Source organism: Streptosporangium sp. NPDC006013 (assembly GCF_040614275.1).
Taxonomy (GTDB): Bacteria; Actinomycetota; Actinomycetes; order Streptosporangiales; family Streptosporangiaceae; genus Streptosporangium.
Genome location: NZ_JBEXUE010000077.1, coordinates 1 through 21,734 on the forward strand (window position 1 = coordinate 1; position 21,734 = coordinate 21,734).

General features: G+C 70.9%; 20 protein-coding genes. 11 read left to right on the forward strand and 9 right to left on the reverse strand.

What is annotated here, in order from left to right; translation table 11 throughout:
* A partial coding sequence (locus tag ABZ260_RS14670) for an oligopeptide/dipeptide ABC transporter ATP-binding protein (RefSeq protein ID WP_355616928.1) occupies positions 1-283 on the forward strand: 283 nt, incomplete at its 5' end.
* On the forward strand, positions 273-2,129 hold the full coding sequence (locus ABZ260_RS14675) for a prolyl oligopeptidase family serine peptidase (RefSeq protein ID WP_355616930.1): 1,857 nt from the start codon (positions 273-275) through the stop codon (positions 2,127-2,129). The genes ABZ260_RS14670 and ABZ260_RS14675, both read left to right, overlap by 11 nt.
* On the opposite strand, the gene ABZ260_RS14680 is transcribed toward ABZ260_RS14675, so the two are convergent.
* From ABZ260_RS14680 to ABZ260_RS14695, 4 genes are all read right to left on the reverse strand, one after another.
* The gene (locus ABZ260_RS14680; RefSeq protein ID WP_355616932.1) at positions 2,106-2,993 is read right to left on the reverse strand and encodes an alpha/beta hydrolase; all 888 of its coding nucleotides are present in this window, start codon (positions 2,991-2,993) and stop codon (positions 2,106-2,108) included. The genes ABZ260_RS14675 and ABZ260_RS14680 overlap by 24 nt on opposite strands.
* 7 nt (positions 2,994-3,000) lie before the next feature.
* Positions 3,001-4,029: a tartrate dehydrogenase gene (locus ABZ260_RS14685; protein ID WP_355616934.1), complete on the reverse strand. Its 1,029-nt coding sequence runs from the start codon at positions 4,027-4,029 to the stop codon at positions 3,001-3,003.
* Between the two features lie 70 nt (positions 4,030-4,099).
* Positions 4,100-4,975 (reverse strand): LysR family transcriptional regulator, encoded by an 876-nt coding sequence (locus tag ABZ260_RS14690; protein WP_355616936.1) that lies wholly within the window; start codon positions 4,973-4,975, stop codon positions 4,100-4,102.
* A gap of 225 nt (positions 4,976-5,200) precedes the next feature.
* Complete coding sequence (locus tag ABZ260_RS14695) at positions 5,201-6,349, reverse strand: ROK family transcriptional regulator (protein ID WP_355616938.1); 1,149 nt, start codon at positions 6,347-6,349, stop codon at positions 5,201-5,203.
* 78 nt (positions 6,350-6,427) lie between these two features.
* Here ABZ260_RS14695 and xylA point away from each other — a divergent pair, with 78 nt between their 5' ends.
* The 6 genes from xylA to ABZ260_RS14725 all read left to right on the forward strand — a co-directional run bounded on the left by xylA (position 6,428) and on the right by ABZ260_RS14725 (position 13,023).
* A complete protein-coding gene (gene xylA / locus ABZ260_RS14700) occupies positions 6,428-7,579 on the forward strand; it encodes a xylose isomerase (protein WP_355616940.1) in 1,152 nt (383 codons plus the stop codon).
* Complete coding sequence (gene xylB / locus ABZ260_RS14705) at positions 7,576-8,946, forward strand: xylulokinase (protein WP_355616942.1); 1,371 nt, start codon at positions 7,576-7,578, stop codon at positions 8,944-8,946. Before xylA ends, xylB begins: the two co-directional genes overlap by 4 nt.
* 191 nt (positions 8,947-9,137) lie before the next feature.
* A complete protein-coding gene (locus tag ABZ260_RS14710; RefSeq protein WP_355616944.1) occupies positions 9,138-9,797 on the forward strand; it encodes a DUF998 domain-containing protein in 660 nt (219 codons plus the stop codon).
* Between the two features lie 140 nt (positions 9,798-9,937).
* The gene (locus ABZ260_RS14715) at positions 9,938-12,151 is read left to right on the forward strand and encodes an ATP-binding protein (RefSeq protein ID WP_355616946.1); all 2,214 of its coding nucleotides are present in this window, start codon (positions 9,938-9,940) and stop codon (positions 12,149-12,151) included.
* 114 nt (positions 12,152-12,265) lie between these two features.
* Complete coding sequence (locus tag ABZ260_RS14720; protein ID WP_343961557.1) at positions 12,266-12,655, forward strand: roadblock/LC7 domain-containing protein; 390 nt, start codon at positions 12,266-12,268, stop codon at positions 12,653-12,655.
* The gene (locus ABZ260_RS14725; RefSeq protein ID WP_355548157.1) at positions 12,652-13,023 is read left to right on the forward strand and encodes a DUF742 domain-containing protein; all 372 of its coding nucleotides are present in this window, start codon (positions 12,652-12,654) and stop codon (positions 13,021-13,023) included. The genes ABZ260_RS14720 and ABZ260_RS14725 overlap by 4 nt, the downstream gene beginning before the upstream one ends.
* A gap of 72 nt (positions 13,024-13,095) precedes the next feature.
* Here ABZ260_RS14725 and ABZ260_RS14730 read toward each other — a convergent pair whose 3' ends face one another.
* The 4 genes from ABZ260_RS14730 to ABZ260_RS14745 form a co-directional block, all read right to left on the reverse strand.
* Positions 13,096-13,671: an ATP/GTP-binding protein gene (locus ABZ260_RS14730; protein ID WP_343961561.1), complete on the reverse strand. Its 576-nt coding sequence runs from the start codon at positions 13,669-13,671 to the stop codon at positions 13,096-13,098.
* Positions 13,652-13,999 (reverse strand): DUF742 domain-containing protein, encoded by a 348-nt coding sequence (locus tag ABZ260_RS14735; RefSeq protein ID WP_355616949.1) that lies wholly within the window; start codon positions 13,997-13,999, stop codon positions 13,652-13,654. Before ABZ260_RS14735 ends, ABZ260_RS14730 begins: the two co-directional genes overlap by 20 nt.
* A gap of 67 nt (positions 14,000-14,066) precedes the next feature.
* Entirely contained in the window at positions 14,067-14,474 is a 408-nt protein-coding gene (locus ABZ260_RS14740; protein ID WP_350956873.1) for a roadblock/LC7 domain-containing protein, read from the reverse strand.
* Positions 14,471-16,930: a nitrate- and nitrite sensing domain-containing protein gene (locus ABZ260_RS14745; protein ID WP_355616952.1), complete on the reverse strand. Its 2,460-nt coding sequence runs from the start codon at positions 16,928-16,930 to the stop codon at positions 14,471-14,473. The genes ABZ260_RS14740 and ABZ260_RS14745 overlap by 4 nt, the downstream gene beginning before the upstream one ends.
* A 159-nt stretch (positions 16,931-17,089) precedes the next feature.
* Between ABZ260_RS14745 and ABZ260_RS14750 the strand changes: the two genes are divergently transcribed.
* Together ABZ260_RS14750 and ABZ260_RS14755 are read left to right on the forward strand one after the other, a co-directional pair.
* Entirely contained in the window at positions 17,090-17,896 is an 807-nt protein-coding gene (locus ABZ260_RS14750; RefSeq protein ID WP_355616954.1) for an SDR family NAD(P)-dependent oxidoreductase, read from the forward strand.
* Between the two features lie 93 nt (positions 17,897-17,989).
* Complete coding sequence (locus ABZ260_RS14755) at positions 17,990-19,018, forward strand: acyltransferase family protein (RefSeq protein ID WP_355616956.1); 1,029 nt, start codon at positions 17,990-17,992, stop codon at positions 19,016-19,018.
* Positions 19,019-19,023: 5 nt separating this feature from the next.
* On the opposite strand, the gene ABZ260_RS14760 is transcribed toward ABZ260_RS14755, so the two are convergent.
* Positions 19,024-21,021 carry an FAD/NAD(P)-binding protein gene (locus tag ABZ260_RS14760; RefSeq protein ID WP_355616958.1) on the reverse strand — a complete coding sequence of 666 codons (1,998 nt, stop codon included), beginning with the start codon at positions 21,019-21,021 and terminating at the stop codon, positions 19,024-19,026.
* Positions 21,022-21,515: 494 nt separating this feature from the next.
* On the opposite strand from ABZ260_RS14760, the gene ABZ260_RS14765 reads away from it, so the two are divergent.
* The gene (locus ABZ260_RS14765) at positions 21,516-21,716 is read left to right on the forward strand and encodes a hypothetical protein (RefSeq protein WP_030916074.1); all 201 of its coding nucleotides are present in this window, start codon (positions 21,516-21,518) and stop codon (positions 21,714-21,716) included.
* Positions 21,717-21,734 lie beyond the last annotated feature (18 nt).

The following is a 21,734-nucleotide window of genomic DNA, read 5'->3' on the forward strand; positions in this document are numbered from 1 at the left end:
GGATCGACCGGAACGGCTTTCTCTACATCCTCGATCGCAAGGGCGACATGATCATCTCCGGCGTGCCCCTGGGGTCCGTCGCCGAGGTGAGGTCCGGCTCCGGCGGTGGATCATCCTGACCGGCGACGTCCCGAGCCCGACGGATCCGCCGTCGGGCTGCCGGTTCCGGACCCTCTGCCCGAAGGCCAGCCAGATCTGCGCCGCCGAGGTCCCTCCGCTCGTCACGGACGAGCGCGGGCACGGCGTCGCCTGTCACAAACCGGAGTTGATCGATGTCCTCTGAAGTCCGCACCTGGCGCTCGCGTTTCTCCGTCCCCGTACTGGAGTCCGCGCGTCCCTGCCCCGGTGATCTCGACCTGGAAATGATCTTCGCGGCCGGCGTGGGAGACGCCGAGGTGTCGATCTGGGATCCGGCCACCGGCGCGACCACGCCGCTGCCCGAGTTGCCGCCGCACGTGGCCGACCCCGTACCGGCCGCCGACGGCCGCTCGGTGCTGGTGCTGCACGACGAGGACGGCGGCGAGGTCGGCCACCTGTGGTCGTATCCGGCCGGCGGCGGCCGGCCCGTCGATCTCACCCCTGACCTTCCCCCCTACACGCTGCGCGGCCTCGACGTGGCACGCGACGGCTCGGCCGTGGTCATCGCGGCGGTCACGGACGCCGGGTTCACGCTCTACCACCTGGCAGGCGGCGCAGTCAGCCGCCTGTTCCGCAGCAGGAACGAGGCGTGGAACAGCCTGGTCACCGCCGACGGCACGCTGGCGAGCATCGACACCACCGACCACAACCCCGGTGTCCGCCGCTTCGCCGTCACCGTGCTCGACACCTTGGACGGCGCGGTGCTCGCCTCGCTCTCGGACGGCCCGCTCGGACCGGTGCGCGGGGTCAGGTTCTCGCCGGTCGCGGGGGACCCGCGGCTGCTGGTGAGCACCGAGCGCACCGGATACGCCCGGCCCAGCGTGTGGAACCCGCTCACCGGCGAGCGCACCGACATCGACGCGCCGGAGCTCGCCGGCGAGCTCGTCCCGCTCGACTGGTCGGACGACGCCGCCAGGCTGCTGCTCGTCCACGTCGACCAGGGCATCCACCGGGTGTACGAGTACGACATCCCGGCCGGTGAGCTGCTTCGCGTCCCGCACCCCGACGGGGCCTACTTCTTCCCCGAGGTGGCGTGCGCGGTGCGCAACGCATGGGCCTCCCATTACGGCCCCGGCGGCCAGATCAGGCTGCTGCGGCAGCGTGCCGACCTGCCGCTCCAGGTGCTCGCGCTCGACCGGGGCGACGGCGAGCCGCGCACCCTCCTCGCCTCCGAGCCCGTGGTGCCCGGGATCCCGCTGCGTTCGGTGCCTGTCACCTCGAAGGACGGCACCGTACTGCAGCTGTGGGTCGCGACCCCGCGCGAGGCGAGCGGCCCCGTGCCGCTCGTGCTGAACGTGCACGGCGGGCCGAACCTCGCCGAGGTCGGCGGATACGATCCCGTCGCGCAGGCGTGGCTGGAGGAGGGCTTCGCCTACGCCTCGCTGAACTACCGCGGCTCCGTCACGTTCGGCCGGGAGTTCCGCGAGGGGTTCTGGGGCGCCGTCGGCGACCGCGAGCTGGAGGACATCGAGGCGGCCTGGCGATGGCTCGTCGATGAGGGCGTCGCCGACCCTTCGGCCGTCTTCATCACCGGCGCCTCGTTCGGCGGCTACCTGACGCTGCTCTCGCTGGGCCGGCTACCCGAGCTGTTCGCCGGCGGCTTCGCCTTCATCGCACTGGCCGACTGGAAGATCGCCTACGAGGACATGCACCCCGCGCTGCAGGCGGCCTGGAGAGGCTTCATCGGCGGCACCCCGGAGACCGCGGGCGAGCGGTTCAGGCTGAGCTCGCCGATGACCTACATCGAGCACGTGCGGGCGCCCGTGCTGATCAACCAGGGCCGCTACGACACCCGTACGCCCGCGCGGCAGGCCGAGGAGTACACGCGGCGGCTGCGTGAGGCCGGAGGCGACGTGGTGCTCCGGTTCTTCGAAGGCGGCCACGGACCCGTCGGCAACGACGGCGTGGTCGGCAAGATCGAGCTCGAGCTGGAACTGGCACGTAAGGCGCTGCGCGGCGAGCGCTGGTCACCTGGGCAGGAAGCGCGCTAGCTCCCTGACGACCTCGGCCGGCGCCTCCTCGGGCAGGTAGTGATCGCTCGGCAGCGCCGTACCGGAGACGTCGTCGGCGTACTCGCGCCAGACCGCGAGCACGTCGTAGGTGCGTCCGACGAAACTGTGCGCGCCCCACAGCGCCAGCACGGGGCAGCGCACCTTACGGCCCGCCGCGGCGTCGGCCTCGTCGTGCTCGAGGTCGACGCCCGCGGCCGCCCGGTAGTCGGCGCACGACGCGGCGATCGCGGCGGGGTCGGAGAAGCAGCGCACGTACTCGCGCACCGCGGCCTCGTCGTACGTGGCGCCGCCCGCGTGCCTGGCGGCCATCCGGCTGCGAATCCAGAACTCGGGGTCGTTGCCGATCAGTCTCTCCGGGATGCCGTTGCCGGCGGCCAGGAAGAACCAGTGGTAGTACCCCAGGCCGAACGCCGCGTCGGCGTGGGCGAACGTGTGCCTGGTCGGCACGATGTCCAGGACGGCCAGCGCCTCGACGGCCTCGGGATGGTCGAGCGCCATCCGGTGGCCCACCCGCGCGCCCCTGTCGTGGCCGGCGACGGCGAAGCGGTCGAAGCCCAGCGCCCGCATCACCGCGAGCTGGTCCGCGGCCATCGCCCGCTTGGAGTACAGGTCGTCGGTGACCGGCGCGGGCTTGGCACTGTCGCCGTACCCGCGCAGATCCGTCAGCACGACCGTGTGGCGGGAAGCCAGCGCGGGCGCGACGTCGTGCCAGATCAGGTGCGTCTGCGGGTAGCCGTGCAGCAGGAGCACAGGTGGCCCCTCACCGCCGACGACCGTGTGGACGGCGACGCCGTCGGCGTCCACCGTGCGCGGCTGGAACGGGCTGGGCAGCGGAACGCTCATGACTCCCTCAGAGTGCTTCGAGGATCGCGTGGGTCAGGTCCACGGTGGTGGCCGTGCCGCCGAGGTCGGGGGTGCGCACGGAGGTCTTGGCGAACACCTGACTGATCGCCTCCAGGATGGCGGCTGCGGCCTCCGGGTGGCCCAGGTGGTCGAGCATCATCGCGGCCGTCCAGATCGCGCCGACCGGGTTGGCGATACCGCGGCCCGCGATGTCGGGCGCCGACCCGTGGACCGGCTCGAACATCGACGGGTGGGCCCGTGTCGGGTCGATGTTCGCGGCGGGCGCCAGGCCGATGCTGCCGGCGACCGCGGCGGCGAGATCGGAAAGGATGTCCCCGAACAGGTTCGAGGCGACGATCACGTCGAACCGCGCCGGGTCGAGCACCAGCTTGGCGCACAGCGCGTCGATGTGCTCCGACTGCACGGTGACACCGGAGTGCTGAGCCACCCGCTCGGCGACGATCTCATCCCAGAACGGCATCGTGTGGATGATCCCGTTCGACTTCGTCGCCGAGGTCAGCCGCCCGGTGCGCCGCTCGGCCAGGTCCAGGGCGTAGTCGACGATGCGGGTGACTCCGCTTCTGGTGAAGACCGACTCCTGCACCGCCATCTCCGCCGGCGTCCCCTGGTACAGGCGGCCGCCGATCTCGCTGTACTCGCCCTCGACGTTCTCGCGCACCACCACGAGATCGATCCCCCGCTGCCCGCCGAGCACCTTGATCGGCCGCAGGTTCACGTACTGCTGGAAGCCTCGGCGGATCGGGATCAGCAGCCCCCACAGCGACACGTGATCGGGCACGCCCGGCGCGCCGACCGCGCCCAGGAAGATCGCGTCGTGGTGGCGCACCCGGTCGAGGCCGTCCGCGGGCATCATCGCGCCCTCGGCCAGATAGCGGGCGCACGACCAGTCGAACTCGTCGTAGGTGAGGCCGATGGCGTGCTTGCGGCCCACGGCGTCGAGTACGGCGCGGGCGGCGCCGCACACTTCGGTGCCGATCCCGTCTCCGGGGATCACGGCGATGCGATGCGATTTCATGCCCTCGATTCCAGCAGCCGGGCCCGGGCGCGGTCCAAGATCGGCTGCCTACCCCACCGATCGGCGCCGCCTATCGATGCGTGGCCATGCGCAGGAACGTGCGTGCCGCCGGGCCGAGCCCGCCCGCGTGGCCGGCGTAGGCGACGTCCAGATGGACGGGCGGATCGAGGTCGGCCACGACCGCGCCCGACCGCTCGGCCAGCTCCCGCCACGAGTCGGCCAGCACGGCGACGCCGCTCCCGCCGAGCACCAGTGGCAGGATCGCCTCGCGGTGTTCTGTCTCGACCGCGATCGTCAGCCGCACCCCCGAGCGGATCAGGTCGTCGACCACCACGCGCATCCCGGTGCCCGTCTGGCCGGCGATCACCCGCAGGCCGGACAGCTCGCCCGGACTCACCCGGGCGCCGGCGGAGAACGGCCCGCCGGCCGACGAGACCACCACGAACCGCTGCCGCCCGACCGGATGCAGACCCACGCCGGGCCGCTGCGGGAGCCGTATCGCCGCCAGCAGGCCCAGCTCGGTCCGGCCGGTGCGGACGGCCTCCACCACCTGCTCCGCGGTCGCCGCGGCGCGGACCACCACCCGCACCCCCGGATACTCCGCCGTGAAACGGGAGATCACCCCCGCGAGCGGGTCGATCGCCTGCGACGGCATCGCCGTGATCTCCAACCGTCCCGTCCGCAGGCCCCGCACCGCCTCGACGGACCCGACGGCGAGGCCTCGCGCGTGGATGACCGCCCGCGCCGGTTCCACCAGCGCCCGCCCCGCCTCCGTCAGCACCACACCGCGGCCGACCCGATGGAACAGCGCCTCGCCCAGCTCGCGCTCGAGCTGCTTGATCGACTGCGACAACGACGGCTGCGCGACATAGAGCACCTCCGCCGCACGATGGAAACCGCCCTGGTCGACGACCGCGAGAAACCGCTCCAACTGCCGGAAGTCCACCGCAGGATCATCCCTCTCCCGGCGATCCGGGTCCAGGAACCACGGGGAGCAGACCCCGCGTCGCCCCTTCGGCGGTCTGCTTCCTGCCTGAGTGGACCTGGCCCCTGGCGGAGGCGTGATCGTGTAGCGCTTGCCCCAGCCCGTGTGGACCGTTGTCCGGCCAGGCCACGGCCTGGCCGCTGAGGCCGCGCCGGGGACTGGACCGAGGAGCGAAGGAGCCGGGTCTCAGCGTCGCAACAGGATCGCGATCGGATTCGCGATGATCCGGTGGATGATCTGTCCGGCGGCTCCCAGGGGGGCGGCGTCGCTGCCGAGCCGGGAGACGGTCAGTGCGGGGACGGTGTGCCGCATCCCGGTCAGCCGGGCGGTCATCGCCTGGTTGACCGGGTCGCGGATCCACGGGAAGAGCGGGGCGAAGACGCCGCCCAGCACGATCATGCCGGGGTCCATCAGATGGATCGCCGAGGTGAGGGCGACGCCGAGCGCCTGCCCGGCGCGCTCGCAGGCTTCCAGCGCGCCGGGCTCGCCCGCGCGCAGGCTCTCCAGCAGTTCGGGGATGCCGGGCAGGCCGCAGGCCCGGAGCAGGGCCTCCTGCCCGGCGTACTGCTCCAGGCAGCCCCGGCCGCCGCAGCGGCAGGCCGGACCGTCCGGATGGACGACCACGTGCCCCAGCTCCCCGGCGAGACCGCGGGCGCCACGGAACAGGGTGCCGCCCACCACCAGGCCCGCGCCGATGCCGATCTCCCCCGACACGTGCAGGAAGTCGCCGGGGGCCGACCCGAACCAGAGCTCGCCCAGGGCCGCGAGGTTGGCCTCGTTGTCCACCTCGACGGGGAAGTCCAGCAGGTCGGAGACACGGACGTGGTGCCAGCCGAGGTTGGGGGCGGTGTGTACGAGTCCCCCGTCCACGGGGCCGGGCACCGCGAGGGTCGATCCGGCGATGGCCAGGCCCTCCCGGCGGGCTTCGTCCACAGCCCTGTGGGCAAGTTCTGCCAGGTGGGAAAGGGTTTCCACAGGGGAGGTCGCACGGTTGTCCACAGCCTGTGAATATCGGAGCCGCACCGCGAGGGTGAGGTCGACCACGCAGGCGGACAGGTAGTCGACGTTGATCTCCAGGCCGAGCGCGGCGACCCGCCGCCCGCTGAGCATCACCGCCGTGCCCGGCCGGCCCCGCTCGCCGTCCCGCAGCGCGCCGGACTCGGCGACCATGCCCGCCTCGATCAGGTCGCCGACCATCTTCGACACCGTCGTCTTCGTCAGCCCGGTGATCTCGGCCAGCGCCGCCCGGGTGGCCGGGCCGTTCCTGCGGATCTCGCCGAGGACCACGCCGAGGTTGCGGGCGCGCATCGAGTCGTGGCGTACGGCCTGTGTCATGGAACATCCACCCCTTGACGATCCCACCACCCCGATCCATATTAAGTCCATAAAATGGATTAAATCGGAGGAATGTAGATGAGCGCCTACACCCCCAAGCCCGAAGATCGCTTCACCTTCGGGCTCTGGACCGTCGGCTGGCAGGCCCGCGACCCCTTCGGTGACGCGTCGCGGGCCCCGCTGGACCCGGTGGAGAGCGTTCACCGGCTCGCGGAGCTCGGCGCGTACGGCGTCACCTTCCACGACGACGACCTGCTCGCCGTCGAGCCCGACCGGGACAGGGCCATCGCGAACTTCAAGAAGGCGCTGGCCGAGACCGGGCTCAAGGTCCCGATGGCCACCACCAACCTGTTCACCCACCCGGTTTTCAAGGACGGCGCGTTCACCAGCAACGACCGCGAGGTCCGCCGCCACGCGCTGCGCAAGGTCATCCGCAACATCGACCTGGCCGCCGAGCTCGGTGCGACCACCTACGTCTGCTGGGGCGGGCGCGAGGGCTCCGAGTCCGGGGCCGCCAAGGACATCAGGGCCGCGCTCAGCCGCTACAAGGAGGGCATGGACCTGCTCACCTCGTACGTGATCGAGAAGGGCTACGACATCAGGTTCGCCATCGAGCCCAAGCCGAACGAGCCGCGCGGCGACATCCTGCTCCCGACCGTCGGCCACGCGCTCGCGTTCATCAACGAGCTCGAACACTCCGACCGCGTCGGCCTCAACCCCGAGGTGGGCCACGAGGAGATGGCCGGGCTCAACTTCGCGCACGGCATCGCGCAGGCGCTCTGGCACGGCAAGCTCTTCCACATCGACCTGAACGGCCAGCACGGCCCCCGCTACGACCAGGACCTGATCTTCGGCCACGGCGACGTGAAGAACGCCTTCTTCCTGGTCGACCTGCTGGAGAACGGCGGCTACGAGGGCCCCAGGCACTTCGACTACAAGCCGCTGCGCACCGAGGACTCCGAGGACGTCTGGGTCTCCGCCGCGGCCAACATGCGCACGTACCTGATCCTGAAGGAGAAGGTGAGGGCCTTCCGCGCGGACCCCGAGGTCGTCGAGGCGCTCGCCGCGAGCAAGGTCGCCGAGCTCTCCGAGCCCACGCTGGCACCGGGCGAGACGATCGCGGACCTGAGCCGCGACTCCTTCGACCTCGAAGCGGTGGCCGCGCGCGGCTTCCACTTCACCCGCCTCAACCAGCTCGCCATGGAGCACCTCCTCGGGGTCCGCGGATGACACTCGTGGCCGGGGTCGACTCGTCGACCCAGAGCTGCAAGGTGGTGATCAGGGACGCCCGCACGGGCGCCCTGGTCCGCCAGGGCCGCGCGACCCACCCGGAGGGCACCGAGGTCGATCCCGGGGCCTGGTGGGAGGCGCTGCGGGAGGCGCTCACCCGGGCGGGCGGGCTGGACGGCGTCGAGGCGATGAGCGTCGGCGCGCAGCAGCACGGCATGGTCTGCCTGGACGCCTCAGGCGACGTGGTCAGGAAGGCGCTGCTCTGGAACGACACCCGTTCCGCCGGGGCGGCGGCCGACCTGGTGAGGGAACTGGGCGGTCCTGAGCGCTGGGTCGAGGCGGTCGGCAGCGTGCCGGTGGCGTCGTTCACGGTGACCAAGCTCCGCTGGCTGGCCGAGCACGAGCCCGACTCCGCCCGTCGTACGGCGAGGGTGTGCCTGCCGCACGACTGGCTCACCTGGCGGCTGGGCGGGGAGTTCGTCACGGACCGGGGCGACGCGTCGGGCACCGGGTACTGGTCGCCCGCGACCGGGGCCTACCGGACCGACCTCCTGCGGACGGCCTTCGGCGCCCTTCCCGAACTCCCCGAGGTGCTGGGGCCCCGCGACGGCGCGGGAGAGGTCAAGACGTTTGGAAACGGGACGGTGCGGCTCGCGCCGGGGACGGGCGACAACATGGCGGCGGCCCTCGGGGTCGGCGCCCTGCCGGGAGACGTGGTGGTGTCGATCGGGACGTCGGGGACGGCCTTCGCGGTCGCCGACAGCCCGAGCGCCGACCCGAGCGGCGCCGTGGCCGGGTTCGCGGACGCCACCGGGCGGTTCCTGCCACTGGTGGCCACGCTCAACGCGGCCAGGGTGCTGGACGCCACCGCGCGGATGCTCGGGGTCGGTCTCGGCGAGCTCGACCGGCTGGCCCTGGAGGCGCCCTCGGGGGCCGGCGGCCTCGTCCACGTCCCGTACCTGGAGGGCGAGCGCACCCCGAACCTGCCCTCGGCCACGGGGTCGCTGCACGGGCTGACGCTGGGCACCTCCACCCCGGCCCACCTGGCCAGGGCGGCGGTGGAAGGGCTGCTCTGCCACCTCGCCGACGCCTTCGACGCCCTCGGGCTCGACCCGGCCAGGGTGCTGCTCATCGGAGGCGGCGCCAGGTCCGAGGCCGTGCGGCGGATCGCCCCCGCGGTCTTCGGGCGGCCCGTGGTCGTTCCCGAGCCGGGGGAGTACGTCGCGGACGGGGCGGCCAGGCAGGCCGCCTGGCTGCTCGGCGGCGACGAGCCTCCGGCCTGGGAGGCGGGCGGGTCCGAGCGCTACGAGGCCGACCCCGCGCCCGAGGTCAGGGCCCGCTACGCCGAGGTCCGCGGGCTCCGCTGAGACGCCGGACGGATCGGGCGGCCTCTGTACACGGCCCCGGCCGGGGCCGTGTACAGAGGCGTCGAGGGGTCCGTCGAGGGGGCCAAGGCGGGTGAAGCCGCTCTCCGGCCGGTCGTCTCAGGGACGGCTCAGGGTTGGATCAGGGATGCCGCCGGATGCCCGAAACGCCCTGCGGCGAGCAGGATTGATCCATGCTCGCCTCGAAAAGGCTCTACCCCCTGATCGCGTGCGCCGGAATCGCGGCGGCCGCGGTGGCCGCCCTGGCCGCCGTCGTGGGGCAGCCCGACCCGGTTCCGTACCCGGACTCGCTCGATCTGACGATCAGCGAGTACACCGCGCTGGACCGCAGCGGAGTCACCGGGTTCGTCATGGCGTCGCTGGGGATCGCCTCTCTCGCGCTGGTCGCCGGGCTGCGCGCGACCGGGGCGCCGGTGGGTGTCCTGGCCGAGCGGCTGATGCGGGTGTGGGGTGCCGGGCTCATCCTCCTCGCGGTGCTGCCCCCGGCCCTTCCCGGCACGGGCACCGACCTGATCGGCCAGGCGTACCGCTACCTGTCGATCGCCGTGTTCGTGGCGATGCCGGTGGCGGGCGGCCTGCTGGTGGCGCGGTTCAACGAGGACGAGCGGTGGCGGCCGGTGGCCAGGACCGTGGAGTGGCTGGCGCTGGCCGGAGGTTTCGGCCTGCTGGTGATCACCTACGTGGCGCTTCCCGGGCACGGGGTGCTCGCGGGCCTCGCCGAGTGGATTCTGCTCGGGACCGAGGTCGCGCTGGTCGGCGTGCTGGCCGCTCGGCTCGCGCGGCTGACCTGGGCACGGAGCGCCACTCAGGCATCACGCGCCGCTCTGGGCTGACTTGTCACTTCCAATGACTATTTCATGACATGTCACAAATAGGCTACAAATAGCAGGAGCCGCCAGTGCTATTCTCGTCGGCGATCTAGAGATCGCCCGGGGGCTCCCCTGGCGTTCCGTGAGCGAGCCGTTGAGGTGACATGGCATCGAGCAAGTCCATCCGGTTCAAGGTCTCGGTGCTGCTGGCCATTCCTCTCACCTCGCTGGTGGCGGTGTGGGGCTTCGCCTCGGTCGTCACGGTCGGCGACTCGATGAGCCTGCGCTCCATCGGCACGCTGTACGAATCCGTCGGCAAACCCTCAGGTGACCTGAACAGCGCGGTCCAACGCGAGCACATCCTGTCGGCCGAGTTCCTGGCCACCCGCTCCGACTCCGACCACAAGACCCTCGCGGGACAGCGGGTGGTCACCGACCAGGCCCGGACCCGTCTCCGCCAGGAGATGGACAGGGACGAGGTACGGGCGGTGATGCCCGACGAGATGAGGACACGCCACGCCGAGCTGATAAGGCAGGTGGAGGGGCTCGACGCGATCCGCGCCAGGGTCGACGCGGGGCGGATCGACTCGGTGGGGCTCTCCGCGGAGTTCGCCCGGCTGCCGGAGGTGCTGAACCGGCTCTTCAACACCCTGAGTCTCACCAACGACCTCCCGCTCTACCGCCAGTTGCGCAGCGTCACGATGGTCAACCAGAGCATGAACCTGCTCAGCCGCGAGCGGGCACTCGCCACGGGCCCGCTGGCGCGGCGGAGCCCGATGACGGAGAACGAGGCGCGGGTGTTCGCCCGGATCGCCGCCAACCGGGCCTTCCTCATGGAACAGGCGCTCCCCGAGCTGGAGCCCTCGCTGGGCGCCCCCTTCACGGAGCTGATCGCCTCCTCGACATACGCCAGGTTCGTCGCCCTGGAGTCTCGCCTGCTGGCCGGCGCCGGTGTCTCGGCCACCGACTGGCGCGCCGTGGGCGACGCGCTGGACGCCGTCTACCAGCGGTCGATGACGGAGGTCGGTCCGATGCTCGTCAAGCGGGCCGAGCCGGTGACCGTGGGCGTCTACATCCGCGCCGGTGTCGTCGGCGTGCTCGGCCTCGTCGCGGTCGTCGCGTCGTTGCTCGTCTCGTACCGGATCGGCAGCGGGATCACCAGGGAACTCGCCGCCGTACGGCGGGCCGCCACCGACCTCGCGGAGGTGCGGCTGCCACGGGTGATGGAGAAGCTGCGCCGCGGCGAGAAGGTGGACGTGACGGCCGAGGCACCCGCGCTGGAACCGCTGGGCAGCACCGCCGAGATCCACGATGTCGCCGCCGCCTTCGACAGCGTCCGGCGCAGCGCCGTGGACGCCGCCGTGGAGCAGGCCAGGCTGCGCGAGGGCGCCGCCCACTCCTTCCGCAACCTCGCCCGCCGGAGCCAGTCGCTGCTGCAGCGCCAGCTCAAGCTGCTCGACGGCATGCAGAAGCGGGCGGAGAACCCCGAGGCGCTGGAGAACCTCTTCAGGCTCGACCACCTCACCACCCGTATGCGCCGCCATGCCGAGGGCCTGGTGATCCTGTCCGGTGGGGCGGCGGGCCGCAAGTGGCGCTCGGCGGTGCCGATGGAGGACATGCTGCGCGGGGCCGCCGCCCAGGTCGAGGACTACGCCCGGGTGCGGATCCTCCCGACGGGCGGCACCACCCTGGTCGGCAACGCCGTCGCGGACATGATGCACCTGTTCGCCGAGCTCCTGGAGAACGCCACGGTCTTCTCCCCGCCCGGCAGCCAGGTCTCGGTCCGCGGCGAGCTCGTGGGCCGTGGTTTCGCCGTCGAGATCGAGGACAGGGGGCTCGGACTGACCGCGGAGAAGCGTGCCGCGATCAACGAGCGCCTGGCCAGCCCGCCGGAGTTCGACCCGGGCGACACCGACCGGCTGGGCTTCGCCGTGGTCGGGTTGCTGGCCGCCAGGTACGGGGTCGAGGTCGTGCTGCACTCCTCGCCGTACGGCGGGACCGGGGTGGTCGTCCTCATCCCCGAGGAACTGCTCGGGGAGCCGGAGCCCGTCGAGCAGTCGACGGAGCCGCCGGTGCTCACCGTCATCAGCGTGCGGCCCGAGTCCGGGGGACAGCCGGAACGGGCCGCCGGTGAACCCGGTGAGCCGGCGGTGCCGATTCCCACGGACCTGTGGAGGCCGCTGCGGCGCGGCGGCGGCGGGCTGCCACGCCGGGTACGGCAGGCGAACATGCCGCCGACGCAGGCCAGGGAACCACGTCCGCCCGACGCCGAGATCGAGGAGCGGTCACCGGAGGAGGCGAGGGCGCTGATGAGCGCCCTGCAGTCCGGCTGGCAGCGCGGCCGGGCCGACGACGAGGACGGCGGTGCCGAGCGTTGAGCCGGGGCCGTGAGAGCGGGAGCGCGAACGGAGGCGGGTCCATGAGACCGGCTTCGTCGCGCCGGTGGGGGATGAAGATCAAAAGGATCATCAGAGGGGAAGGGGTTTAACCACGTGCCGGGTGAGCTTTATTGGCTTCTGGATGATTTCGTCACGAGTGTGGCGGACGTTTCGCACGCACTGATCCTGTCCAACGACGGGTTGATGATGGCCTCGTCCAGAGGGCTGACCAAGGAGGACGCCGACCATCTGTCGGCGGTGGCGTCCGGCTTCCAGAGCCTTGCGAAGGGCACCAGCCTGCAGTTCGGCGGCGGAGCCGTGCGCCAGACGATGGTGGAGATGGACTCCGCGTTCCTCTTCGTCACCTCCGCCGGTCAGGGGAGCTGCCTGTCGGTCATGACCACCGGCGCCGCCGACGTGGGCCTGATCGCCTACGAGATGGCCCGCCTGGTCACCCGGGTCGGACAGCACCTGGCCACCGGACCCCGGATGGCCGGCCAATGAGCGACGACGTCGAGTGGGTAGACGAGGAGGCCGGTCCCGTCGTCCGCCCCTACGCGGTGACCGGGGGGCGCACCAGGGCATCCTGCTCCTCGTTCGACCTGCTCTCGATGGCGGTGGCGACAGGGACACCGGTCTCTCCGGGAGCGTGTCTGGGCTCCGAACACCGGCGGCTGCTCAACCTGGTCAGGCGGGCACGCCCGATCGTGGAGATCGCGTCGGATGCCGGGTTGCCGGTCGGCGTGATCAAAGTCCTCCTGGGCGACCTGCTCGACCAGGGCCTGATCCTGGTGAGATCGCCGCTTCCCGCCGCCTCCGTGCCGCCGGAGAGCCTGCTGAGGGAGTTGATCAGCGGCCTGCGGGCACTGTGACCTCCCGGCGGGGCGCCTGAGTTCGTGTCCGGCCTCCGGCAGCGAGGGCCGGGGAACACCCCGGCCCGCTGCTCAGCTCTGGCTGGCCGTCAGCACTTTCAACGAGTGCTCCACGAGGGTCACGAGCACCGTCTTCGCCGAGACACGGCGCCGCACGTCGCAGAGGAGCACCGGCACGTCCACATCGAGGTCCAGGGCGACGCGGACGTCTTCCGCCTCGTGCCGGTCGGCGCCGTCGAAGCAGTTGACGGCCACGATGAACGGCGTGCCGCGCTGCTCGAAGTAGTCGATCGAGGGGAAGCAGTCGGTCAGCCGCCGGGTGTCGGCCAGCACCACGGCGCCCAGCGCGCCGTAGGACAGCTCGTCCCACATGAACCAGAACCGCTCCTGGCCCGGGGTGCCGAACAGGTAGACGACCAGACCCTCCCTGATCGTGATGCGGCCGAAGTCCATCGCGACGGTGGTGGTGGTCTTGCCCTCCACACCGTCGACGTCGTCGATGCCGATACCGCGGTCGGAGAGCACCTCCTCGGTGCGGAGCGGCCGGATCTCGCTGATGGCGCCCACGAGCGTGGTCTTTCCCACCCCGAAGCCACCCGCGATGAGAATCTTGAGGGCGACGGGTTCGTCAGAGGGCCCGAAGTCCATTGATCACTTCCTTGAGAATGCGCTCGCTCGCGGAGGCGCGCCCGATCGAGATGAGCTTGTGGTCCTGCAGGTCGCCGAGAAGGACCCTGACCACGCCGAGTGGCAGGTTGAGGTCCGAGGCGACGTCGGCGACCGAGGTCGGGGTGGTGACCATGGCGAGAATGCGGTCCTGTTCCGGCCCGGGGACGAATCCCCCGGACGGGACGGCGCGGGTCGCGGTGACCATCGCGACCAGGTCCAGAGTGTCACCGGAGGAGCGGGTGCGACCCCTGATGAGCGCGTAGGGCCGGACGACCGGTCCGGCCTCCTCGTCCATCCAGTGCGTCATCCGGACCTCCGGCACCGGGTTCGGGGATCCGACGGTCCATGGACGGCGCCGCCGCCCGCTCCCCCGCTCACGAGAGACCCTGGCGCGGACTGGTGGAGATATGCTGGCCCACCCGCTTGACCAGCATCGCCATCTCGTACGCGATGTGACCCACATCGGCGTCGGAGCTGCTCAGCACGGCCAGGCAGGTGCCCTGCCCGGCAGCGGTGACGAACAGGAACGCCGACTCCATCTCCACGATGGTCTGGCGCACCTCACCGCCGCCGAAATGGCGTCCCGCGCCGCGTGCCAGGCTCTGGAATCCGGCTGCGACCGCGGACAGATGTTCGGCGTCCTCGCGGTTGAGCCCCTTGGAGAAGCCGACGGCCAGCCCGTCGGTGGAGAGGAGCACCGCCTGGCGCACCGCGCCCACCCTGGTGGTCAGGTCGTCGAGGAGCCAGTTCAGCTCGCCGGTGTTGGTCAATTTTCCGGTCATTTGTCCCCCTTGTCGCCTGTCGTGTGGTGTGCGAAGTCATCGTCCTGCTCCTCGCGTCCGCGCCGCGCACCCGCCTGGAAGGCGGAGAACAACGCGCGGACCTCGTCGGGCGAACGCTCCTCGCACGGTTCCGCCCTTGGCTCCGGCTGGGCGGGCTCCGTCGCCTCGGGCTCCTGGCGGAGTTGAGGCGCCAAGTTCGCCTGCCGGACCCGGCGGGGCAGGCCACCCGGCCCCGTGGGGGGCTGTGGGGCCGTCTTACGTGTCGGAGCGTCATCGCCGAGCTCGGGCGTCCGCCGGGTCTCACGGGTCCCCTGCGGCGCCCCCTCGGGCGACGCGGTGAAGAGGGCATGGGCCCAGCCGGTCTCCTGGTCCGCGGTCCCGCCCGGACGCCCCTCCTGCCCGGCGGGCTGGGTACGGGCCGGCAGGTCGGTCACCACGCTGAGAGAGGGCGCGGCGGTGGACTGGGCAGGGGAGGACGGCCTCGCCCTGCGGGGCAGACCGTTGCCGTTGGCGGGGGGTGAGAACGTGTCGTGCGAGGGGGAGTCGAACAGCTCTCCCGGACGCTCGACGGCGCGTTCGACGCTGGAGGACGTCTGCTCCACGGTGAGGGCGAGCGGCGAGCCCTGCTGGGCGATCACCGTACGGGGGATGAGCACGATGGCCGTGGTGCCGCCGAACGGCGAGCCGCGCAGGATGACCTGGATGCCGTGCCGGGAGGCGAGCTGGCCCACCACGAACAGGCCCAGCCGGTCGCTGTCGGCCAGGTCGAACTCCGGCGGGCTGGCCAGCCGCTCGTTGATGGCCGCGTACTCCATCGGGCTCAGGCCCAGGCCGCGGTCCTCGACCTCGACGGCGAACCCGTTGGCCACCACGTCGCCGCGCACGGTCACCATGGTCTGCGGCGGGGAGTAGATCGTGGCGTTCTCGATCAGCTCGGCCACCAGGTGGGTGATGTCGGCGACCGCGGCCCCGTCGAGCGAGATGTCGGCCACCGGCATCACGTTGACCCGGGTGTAGTCCTCGACCTCGGCGATCGCGGCTCGCACGACGTCGACCACCGGCACCGGTTTGCGCCAGGACCGGCCGGGTGCCGCGCCGGACAGGATGATCAGGCCCTCGGCGTGCCGCCGCATACGGGTGGTCAGGTGATCCAGCCGGAACAGGTCCTCAAGGCTGTCGGGGTCGGTCGCCCGGTGCTGCATGCTGTCGAGCAGGGTGAGCTGGCGGTGCAGCAGGCTCTGCTTGCGCCGGGCCAGGTTCACGAAGACCTGGCTGACGCCACGCCTCAGGTTGGCCTGGCCGACGGCGGCCTCGACCGCGGTCCGCTGCACCGAGCCGAACGCGTGGGCCACGTCGTGCACCTCGGTCGAGCCGCCCGCCTGGATCGGCGGCGCCTCGGCCCGCACGTCGACCTCCTCGCCGCGCCGCAGGCGGTCCACGACGTGGGGGAGCCGCACGTCCGCCAGCTCCAGGGCGGCCGAACGGAGCCCGGCGAGCTCGGCGGCCAGGCGGCGGCCGAAGCGGACCGAGAAGATGATCGACGCGACCACCGCGATCAGGCCGACGCCACCGGCGATCACGATCCGGAGCAGGATGCCGGTGGCCGCCGTCTGGGCCCGCTCCGCCAGTTTCTTGGAGGCGGCGAGGTTGACCTTGTCCAGCCAGGCCGACATCTCGTTCGCGGTCGCCTTCCACCTGGCCGCCTCGGGGGTCAGCCGGTTGCCGGTCGATCCGACGATGGCCTTCTCCAGGTCCGTGAACTTCTCGAAGGCCGCGGACTTGAAGGTGTCGCGGTAGGTCGCGCCCAGCTCGGGGTCGAGCGAGGCCACGCCCTTGGTGTGCAGGAACTTCCGGGTGGTGACGTACTCGCCGAAGGCCTTGCGCTCCTCCTCCGACAGCCGGTAGTCGATCAGAGCCCCGCTGATCAGCGCGTTCTCCCTGGCGAACATCTCATAGGCGTTGCCCATGCCCTGCATGGCCGTGGCCTGCTGGGAGATCGACAGATCGGGCACCGCGGTCATCTGGTCGTAAACCAGGAAGACCGCGTCGAGGATCCGGTTGTAGCTCGACAGCACGCTCAGCCGTGCCTGCTGTCCGCTGTCGACGCCCGACCGGATGTTCGGAAGCCGGTCGAGCTGGCTGAGCAGCGCGCTCAGCGAGCTACGCAGTTCCGGGCTGCCGGAATCCTCGGAGGCGGTGGCCTTCCTGAACGCCTCGACCGCCCGGTCGGTCCGGGAGCGCTGCTCCCCCATCCCGCTCGTGAGGACCCGGGAACTGATCGCCACCGACGACTGCGTCCGCTCCGCCTGAAGCTGTAGTCCCAGATCAGTGGAGGTGACGCCCACCGACTGGTAGATGCTGTTCGCGTTCAGCAGCGTGATCCCGTCACCGACGGTCAGGTTGAGCACGAAGCCCCACAGCGCGCTCAGTGACAGCAGCGGCAGGAGCAACAGCAAGAAAATCTTGAACCGAATCGAGCGGTTTCTAGAGCCCATGTCCACTCGTCCCAACCTCTGAGCGTGTGGAGGCTCGTGCCGGCTTAGGGGTGGATAGGCCTCCGGAAGATCGCATAGGAGACTAGCACCGAATAGGCTTTCTGCGCAGTGGAGGATCGGATGATTAGTGTGATTACCGGGGCTAGTGCCGGAATTGGTGAGGCAGCGGCGGTAGAGCTCGCGAGGCGCGGGCAGCGTGTTGTTCTGGTCGGCCGTAATCCCGGTAAGACAGCTCGCGTGGCGGAAAGGGTAACGGCGGTCTCGGGAACGGTCCCGGATACGTTCACCTGCGATTACACCTCTTTGGACGATGTGCGCAGGCTGGGGGCCGAGCTGCTCTCCCGTTACGAGCGGATTGACATTCTCGTCAACAACGCGGGTGTCATGACCACCGAGCGCACGCTCACCCGCGACGGCCACGAGACGATGATCCAGGTCAACCACCTTGCCCCCTTCCTGCTGACGAACCTGCTGCTGGAGCGGGTCAGGGAGCGTGTGATCACCACCTCCTCCCGGGCGGGCAAGACCGGGCGCCTCGATCCGTCCGATCTCGACCGCGAGCGGCGGCGCTGGAGCGGCTGGCTCCAGTACGGGGACTCCAAGCAGGCGGGTGCCCTCTTCACGGTGGAGCTGGCACGGCGCCTCGCGGGCACCGGGGTGACCGCGACCTGCTTCCACCCCGGTGTGATCAGGACCGAGTTCGCCCCGGCCACGCTGATGATGTGGATGGTGAAGAACATCCCCGGGATGGGCCAGACCGTCGAGGAGGGCGCGAGCACCATGGTCCACCTCGCCACCCACCCGGACGGCGCCGCCCACCCGGGCCGCTACTTCGCCAAAAGCGCCCCGGCGGCCGTCCCCAGGAGAATGGCCGACCCCGCGCTGGCCCGCGCGCTCTGGGACGCCAGCGCTACCGCCGTCGCGTAGCCGCACCCCCGCCGGGCGGGGTCGGCGGGGATTTCCCCGGCTGTCACCGGCTGTTCGCCGGATGTTGGGCGGGTCCGGTTACGGTCCGGGGCTGTGAGTGTCGCAACCCCGCTGCGGGCCGTTCTCCCGCCCGCCGCGGGCAGGGACCCGTTCTTCGACAACGCCAAGTTCCTGGCGATCACCCTGGTCGTCTCGGGCCACCTGATCGAGGACCTGCGAGAAGTGCCGGTCGCGCACGCGGCCTACTTCTACGTGTACACGTTCCACATGCCGCTGTTCATCGTGCTCAGTGGCTACCTGTCGCGGAACTTCACCTTCTCCTCCGGCAAGGCGCGCAAACTGATCAGCACGCTCGCCGTCCCGTACGTGATCTTCGAGCTGCTCTACTCGCTGCCTCGTCTCGTCCTGTACGGCAAGCTCGACATCAGCCTCCTCGACCCGTACTACCTGACCTGGTTCCTGATGTCGCTCTTCCTGTGGCGGCTGTCCACCCCGGTCTGGCAGCAGCTGCGGTGGCCGCTGACGGTCGCGGTCGGGCTGTCGCTGCTGTCCGGGATGAGCAGGCTTCCCGACGAGCTGTCGATGAACCGGACCCTCGGCCTGCTCCCGTTCTACGTGCTCGGGCTGATGCTCCGTCCTGAGCACTTCGAGTGGCTCAGGCAGCGGTGGGTACGGGCCGCGGGGGCGATCGTGCTGGTCGGTGGCGGCGTCCTGGCGCTCGCCACGCACACCCTGGTGAAGACCGAGTGGATCCGGTGGCGGCACGCCAACGACGCGATCGGCGTCGACGACCTCACCGGCAGCCTGATCCGCCTGGGCATGCTGGCCGCCGGGGCACTGCTCGTCGCGGCGTTTCTGGCGGTCACCCCGGCCAGGCGCACCTGGTACTCGGGGCTCGGCACGGCGACGATGTACGCCTACCTCCTGCACGGCCTGGTGGTGAAGGTCGCCGAGCGGTTCTACGGAGACTGGGCCCAGACCCTGCCGGGGGTGACGGTCGTGGCGCTTCTCGGGGTCGGGCTCGCCGCCCTGCTGTGCACGGAACCGGTGCGGCGCGTCACCCGCTGGGCGGTCGAGCCGAGGATGAGCTGGGCCTTCACCAGGCTGAGAAAGCCCGGCTGACCCCGTCAGCGCTGTAGCTCCGCGACCGCGCGGTAGGCGGCGGTGACGGCCGCGTCGGCGCGGGCGGCGGGCACGGAGTCGGAGTTGGCGATCGCGATCCGGCCGTGCGGCCGGCGGGCGACGGCCGCCGGTGGCTGCCCGTCGGGGTAGAAGTCGAGATCCCACGGGGTGGCGTACTCAGGCGTGTGGCCGTGCCCCCACCGGTTGACCGTGATCGCCTCGATGTCGCGGGCCGCGTCGAAGCCTCCGGGGCCGAGCAACCGGGTGAGCTGGTCGCGGATGCTGTACTCCAGATGCCCGTACGGCGTCTCGATCAGGGCGTACCGACCGGCGATCGAGCCGTGCGCGGGTGACACGCCGGGCGTGACGGGGGTGCTGACCATGTGCACCGCGATCGGCTCGGAGGGTGTCCTCGGGCACCGGTAGCCGCCGACGTCGGCCGGGTCGTCGAGCTCGGCCACGCACCAGCGGGCGCCGGTGAACCTGGCGCGCCTGATCCCGACCTCCTGCCAGGCACGCCAGTCACGGAGCTGGACCGTCGCGTACAGCAGGGGCACCTTGACCGCCCGGTACAGCGCCGCCCGCTGCGCGGGCGGCAGGTCGCCGACCAGGTAGGGGATCATCGAGTTCCAGCAGGCCATGATCACGCTTCCGGCCCGCACGGTCCGCACCCGCTCGCCGTCGAAGTAGCCGACCGTGGCGCCGGTGGCCACTTCGGGCCGACCGTCGTTGACCGCCGAGACCACCGGGCTGGACAGGCGTATCCGGACCCGGTTGCCCGGCCGGTCGAGCACGCCGTAGTCGAAGCTCGCGGTGGTGATCCCCGCCATGTCGGCGGCCGTGGCGAAGCCGGGGACCATCCGGGCGGCCATCATCCGGACGATCGCCTGGTTGCCCTCGGGGAAGCGGTAGGCGCGCGGCTCGTCCGCGTCCCACTCCTTGATCACGGTCGGGGAGTTGTACCTGGACGGCTTGGAGGCGTCGAGCCCGAGCCCCTGGAACCCGGGGTACCGGTGCTCGTCGGCGCAGGCCCAGGCGTCGATCGCGCCGAAGGCGTCGGAGCCGTAGGCCCACTCGTCACTCGGCATGGTCTGGACGAACTTCAGCACATCCGGGTGGACCCCGCAGACCTCGGCGAGGAAACCCGAGTAGGTGAGCCTGGCCAGCCGCTCCTGTTTCTCCTCGCCGGACAGGCCGGGAAACCAGTCCGGCGGGTCGCCGTACAGCATGAGCAGGTCCTTTCTGGCCTGCTCCGCGACCGGCAGTTCGGCGATCCACCGCGGCGCCCCCTGGCCGGGGGTGAACACGACCAGCCTCTCGGCGGGGAAGGTCTCCCGGTCGCAGAAGACGCTGTCGTGCATCCCCAGGTCCGCGTAGAGCCTCCGCTCCCTGGCGAGCCTCTCGGGGCGGATGTCCAGCTTGGCGAGCAGGTCCTTCCCCTCGGAGGTCCACGCCGCCGGGTTGATGATCGACCGTGACCCGCCGTACGAGACCAGCGGCCCCCTCCTGGTCCTCGGGTGGAACTCGTTGCGCAGGGCGTGCCCGCCGATGTCGTCATGGTTGTCCAGGATCAGGATCCGCGCGCCGGGGTCGCGCTCCAGCCACCGGTGGGCCGCGCTGAGACCGCTGATCCCCGCGCCCACCACGACCAGGTCATAGCGCTCGCCGGTGGGCTCCGGCGTGCCCGCGTACGGCCAGAAGCGCTGGTCGCGAAGGGCATGCGGCACGCTCAGCGCCTCCGCGGTGTCGCCGCGCAGCCCGGTGAGGGACGGCGGGTAGGAGGTGTCGGGCGAGAGCTCCAGGTCTTCCGCGCCGGCGAGGCGGGGCACCTCTTCCGCGCCCTCGGCAGGGGAGGCGTTCCATCCGCCGATCCCGGGCAGCGAGCACGCCGCCGCGATCCCGGTGGCCGCGATCATCCCGTCGAAGAAGTCCCGGCGGGAGATCGGCCGGTCCATGCCGAGTTCCAGGGCCTTAGGTGGATTGATCTCATCAGGATCGGTCATGGGGCGATCATCACGATGTGAATGGATCGCCGTGGTCGCCGCGCTGCGTTTTCGGGAACTTTTTACCCATGCCATTAGCGCGCTGTCATGATATCTCCTGCATGAGAGTCATGTCATGGTCGCCGGGAATTGAAAGGAGGAGCGGGTGGCGACGGCACGCTGCCTTATCCGGCCCGCGGAAAGGGGGCCGTGCCTGGGGCGTCCTGGTACGCACCGTGGCGCACCGCTCCGCATGGTTCTCCGCTGCTTCGTGCCTTTTCGTCCCTGACCTCGGATTTTGCGGGACGGGACGCGGTGCGGGCGAGCGGGGGAGCGCGCCGTATGAATTTTCAGGATAAGCCGGAACGTTATGGAAGGTTGGCTCGTTACCTCTATAAAGTGAAGCACGGGGATTAACGGTGGAAGTCCGGACGAGCTCATGCCGCGGTATGGTGCGTGGCGGAGCGAGGCGCGCATTCGTTTTTCCCTCTGGCGGCTGATCCGGGGAGTATCGCGTGGTCGGTAAAGAGGGCAGGGTCACCGGAAAGATCGGCCCCGGCCTGGTCGGGGAGGTGATGGTGGTGGTTCGGGGTGGTGTCGAGGCGTTCTACGCGCATCCCACGGTTCCCGACGAGGAGATCACCGTCGGTTCGATCGTCGTGATCGTCGACTTCTTCCCGCCGCGCACCGTCTACGTCTCCCGAGCGCTCGGCTGACAGCCCTCTCATCCCCCA

What these genes read in the sequence shown, in the direction of transcription:
- ABZ260_RS14710 (WP_355616944.1), top strand. Translation starts at nt 9,138, where the DNA reads ATGCTCGCCTCGAAAAGGCTCTACCCCCTGATCGCGTGCGCCGGAATC.
- ABZ260_RS14715 (WP_355616946.1), top strand. Translation starts at nt 9,938, where the DNA reads ATGGCATCGAGCAAGTCCATCCGGTTCAAGGTCTCGGTGCTGCTGGCC.
- ABZ260_RS14750 (WP_355616954.1), top strand. Translation starts at nt 17,090, where the DNA reads ATGATTAGTGTGATTACCGGGGCTAGTGCCGGAATTGGTGAGGCAGCG.
- ABZ260_RS14695 (WP_355616938.1), bottom strand. Translation starts at nt 6,349, where the DNA reads ATGACACAGGCCGTACGCCACGACTCGATGCGCGCCCGCAACCTCGGC.
- ABZ260_RS14680 (WP_355616932.1), bottom strand. Translation starts at nt 2,993, where the DNA reads ATGAGCGTTCCGCTGCCCAGCCCGTTCCAGCCGCGCACGGTGGACGCC.
- ABZ260_RS14730 (WP_343961561.1), bottom strand. Translation starts at nt 13,671, where the DNA reads ATGGACTTCGGGCCCTCTGACGAACCCGTCGCCCTCAAGATTCTCATC.
- ABZ260_RS14740 (WP_350956873.1), bottom strand. Translation starts at nt 14,474, where the DNA reads ATGACCGGAAAATTGACCAACACCGGCGAGCTGAACTGGCTCCTCGAC.
- ABZ260_RS14760 (WP_355616958.1), bottom strand. Translation starts at nt 21,021, where the DNA reads ATGACCGATCCTGATGAGATCAATCCACCTAAGGCCCTGGAACTCGGC.
- ABZ260_RS14725 (WP_355548157.1), top strand. Translation starts at nt 12,652, where the DNA reads ATGAGCGACGACGTCGAGTGGGTAGACGAGGAGGCCGGTCCCGTCGTC.
- ABZ260_RS14675 (WP_355616930.1), top strand. Translation starts at nt 273, where the DNA reads ATGTCCTCTGAAGTCCGCACCTGGCGCTCGCGTTTCTCCGTCCCCGTA.
- ABZ260_RS14685 (WP_355616934.1), bottom strand. Translation starts at nt 4,029, where the DNA reads ATGAAATCGCATCGCATCGCCGTGATCCCCGGAGACGGGATCGGCACC.
- xylB (WP_355616942.1), top strand. Translation starts at nt 7,576, where the DNA reads ATGACACTCGTGGCCGGGGTCGACTCGTCGACCCAGAGCTGCAAGGTG.
- ABZ260_RS14735 (WP_355616949.1), bottom strand. Translation starts at nt 13,999, where the DNA reads ATGACGCACTGGATGGACGAGGAGGCCGGACCGGTCGTCCGGCCCTAC.
- xylA (WP_355616940.1), top strand. Translation starts at nt 6,428, where the DNA reads ATGAGCGCCTACACCCCCAAGCCCGAAGATCGCTTCACCTTCGGGCTC.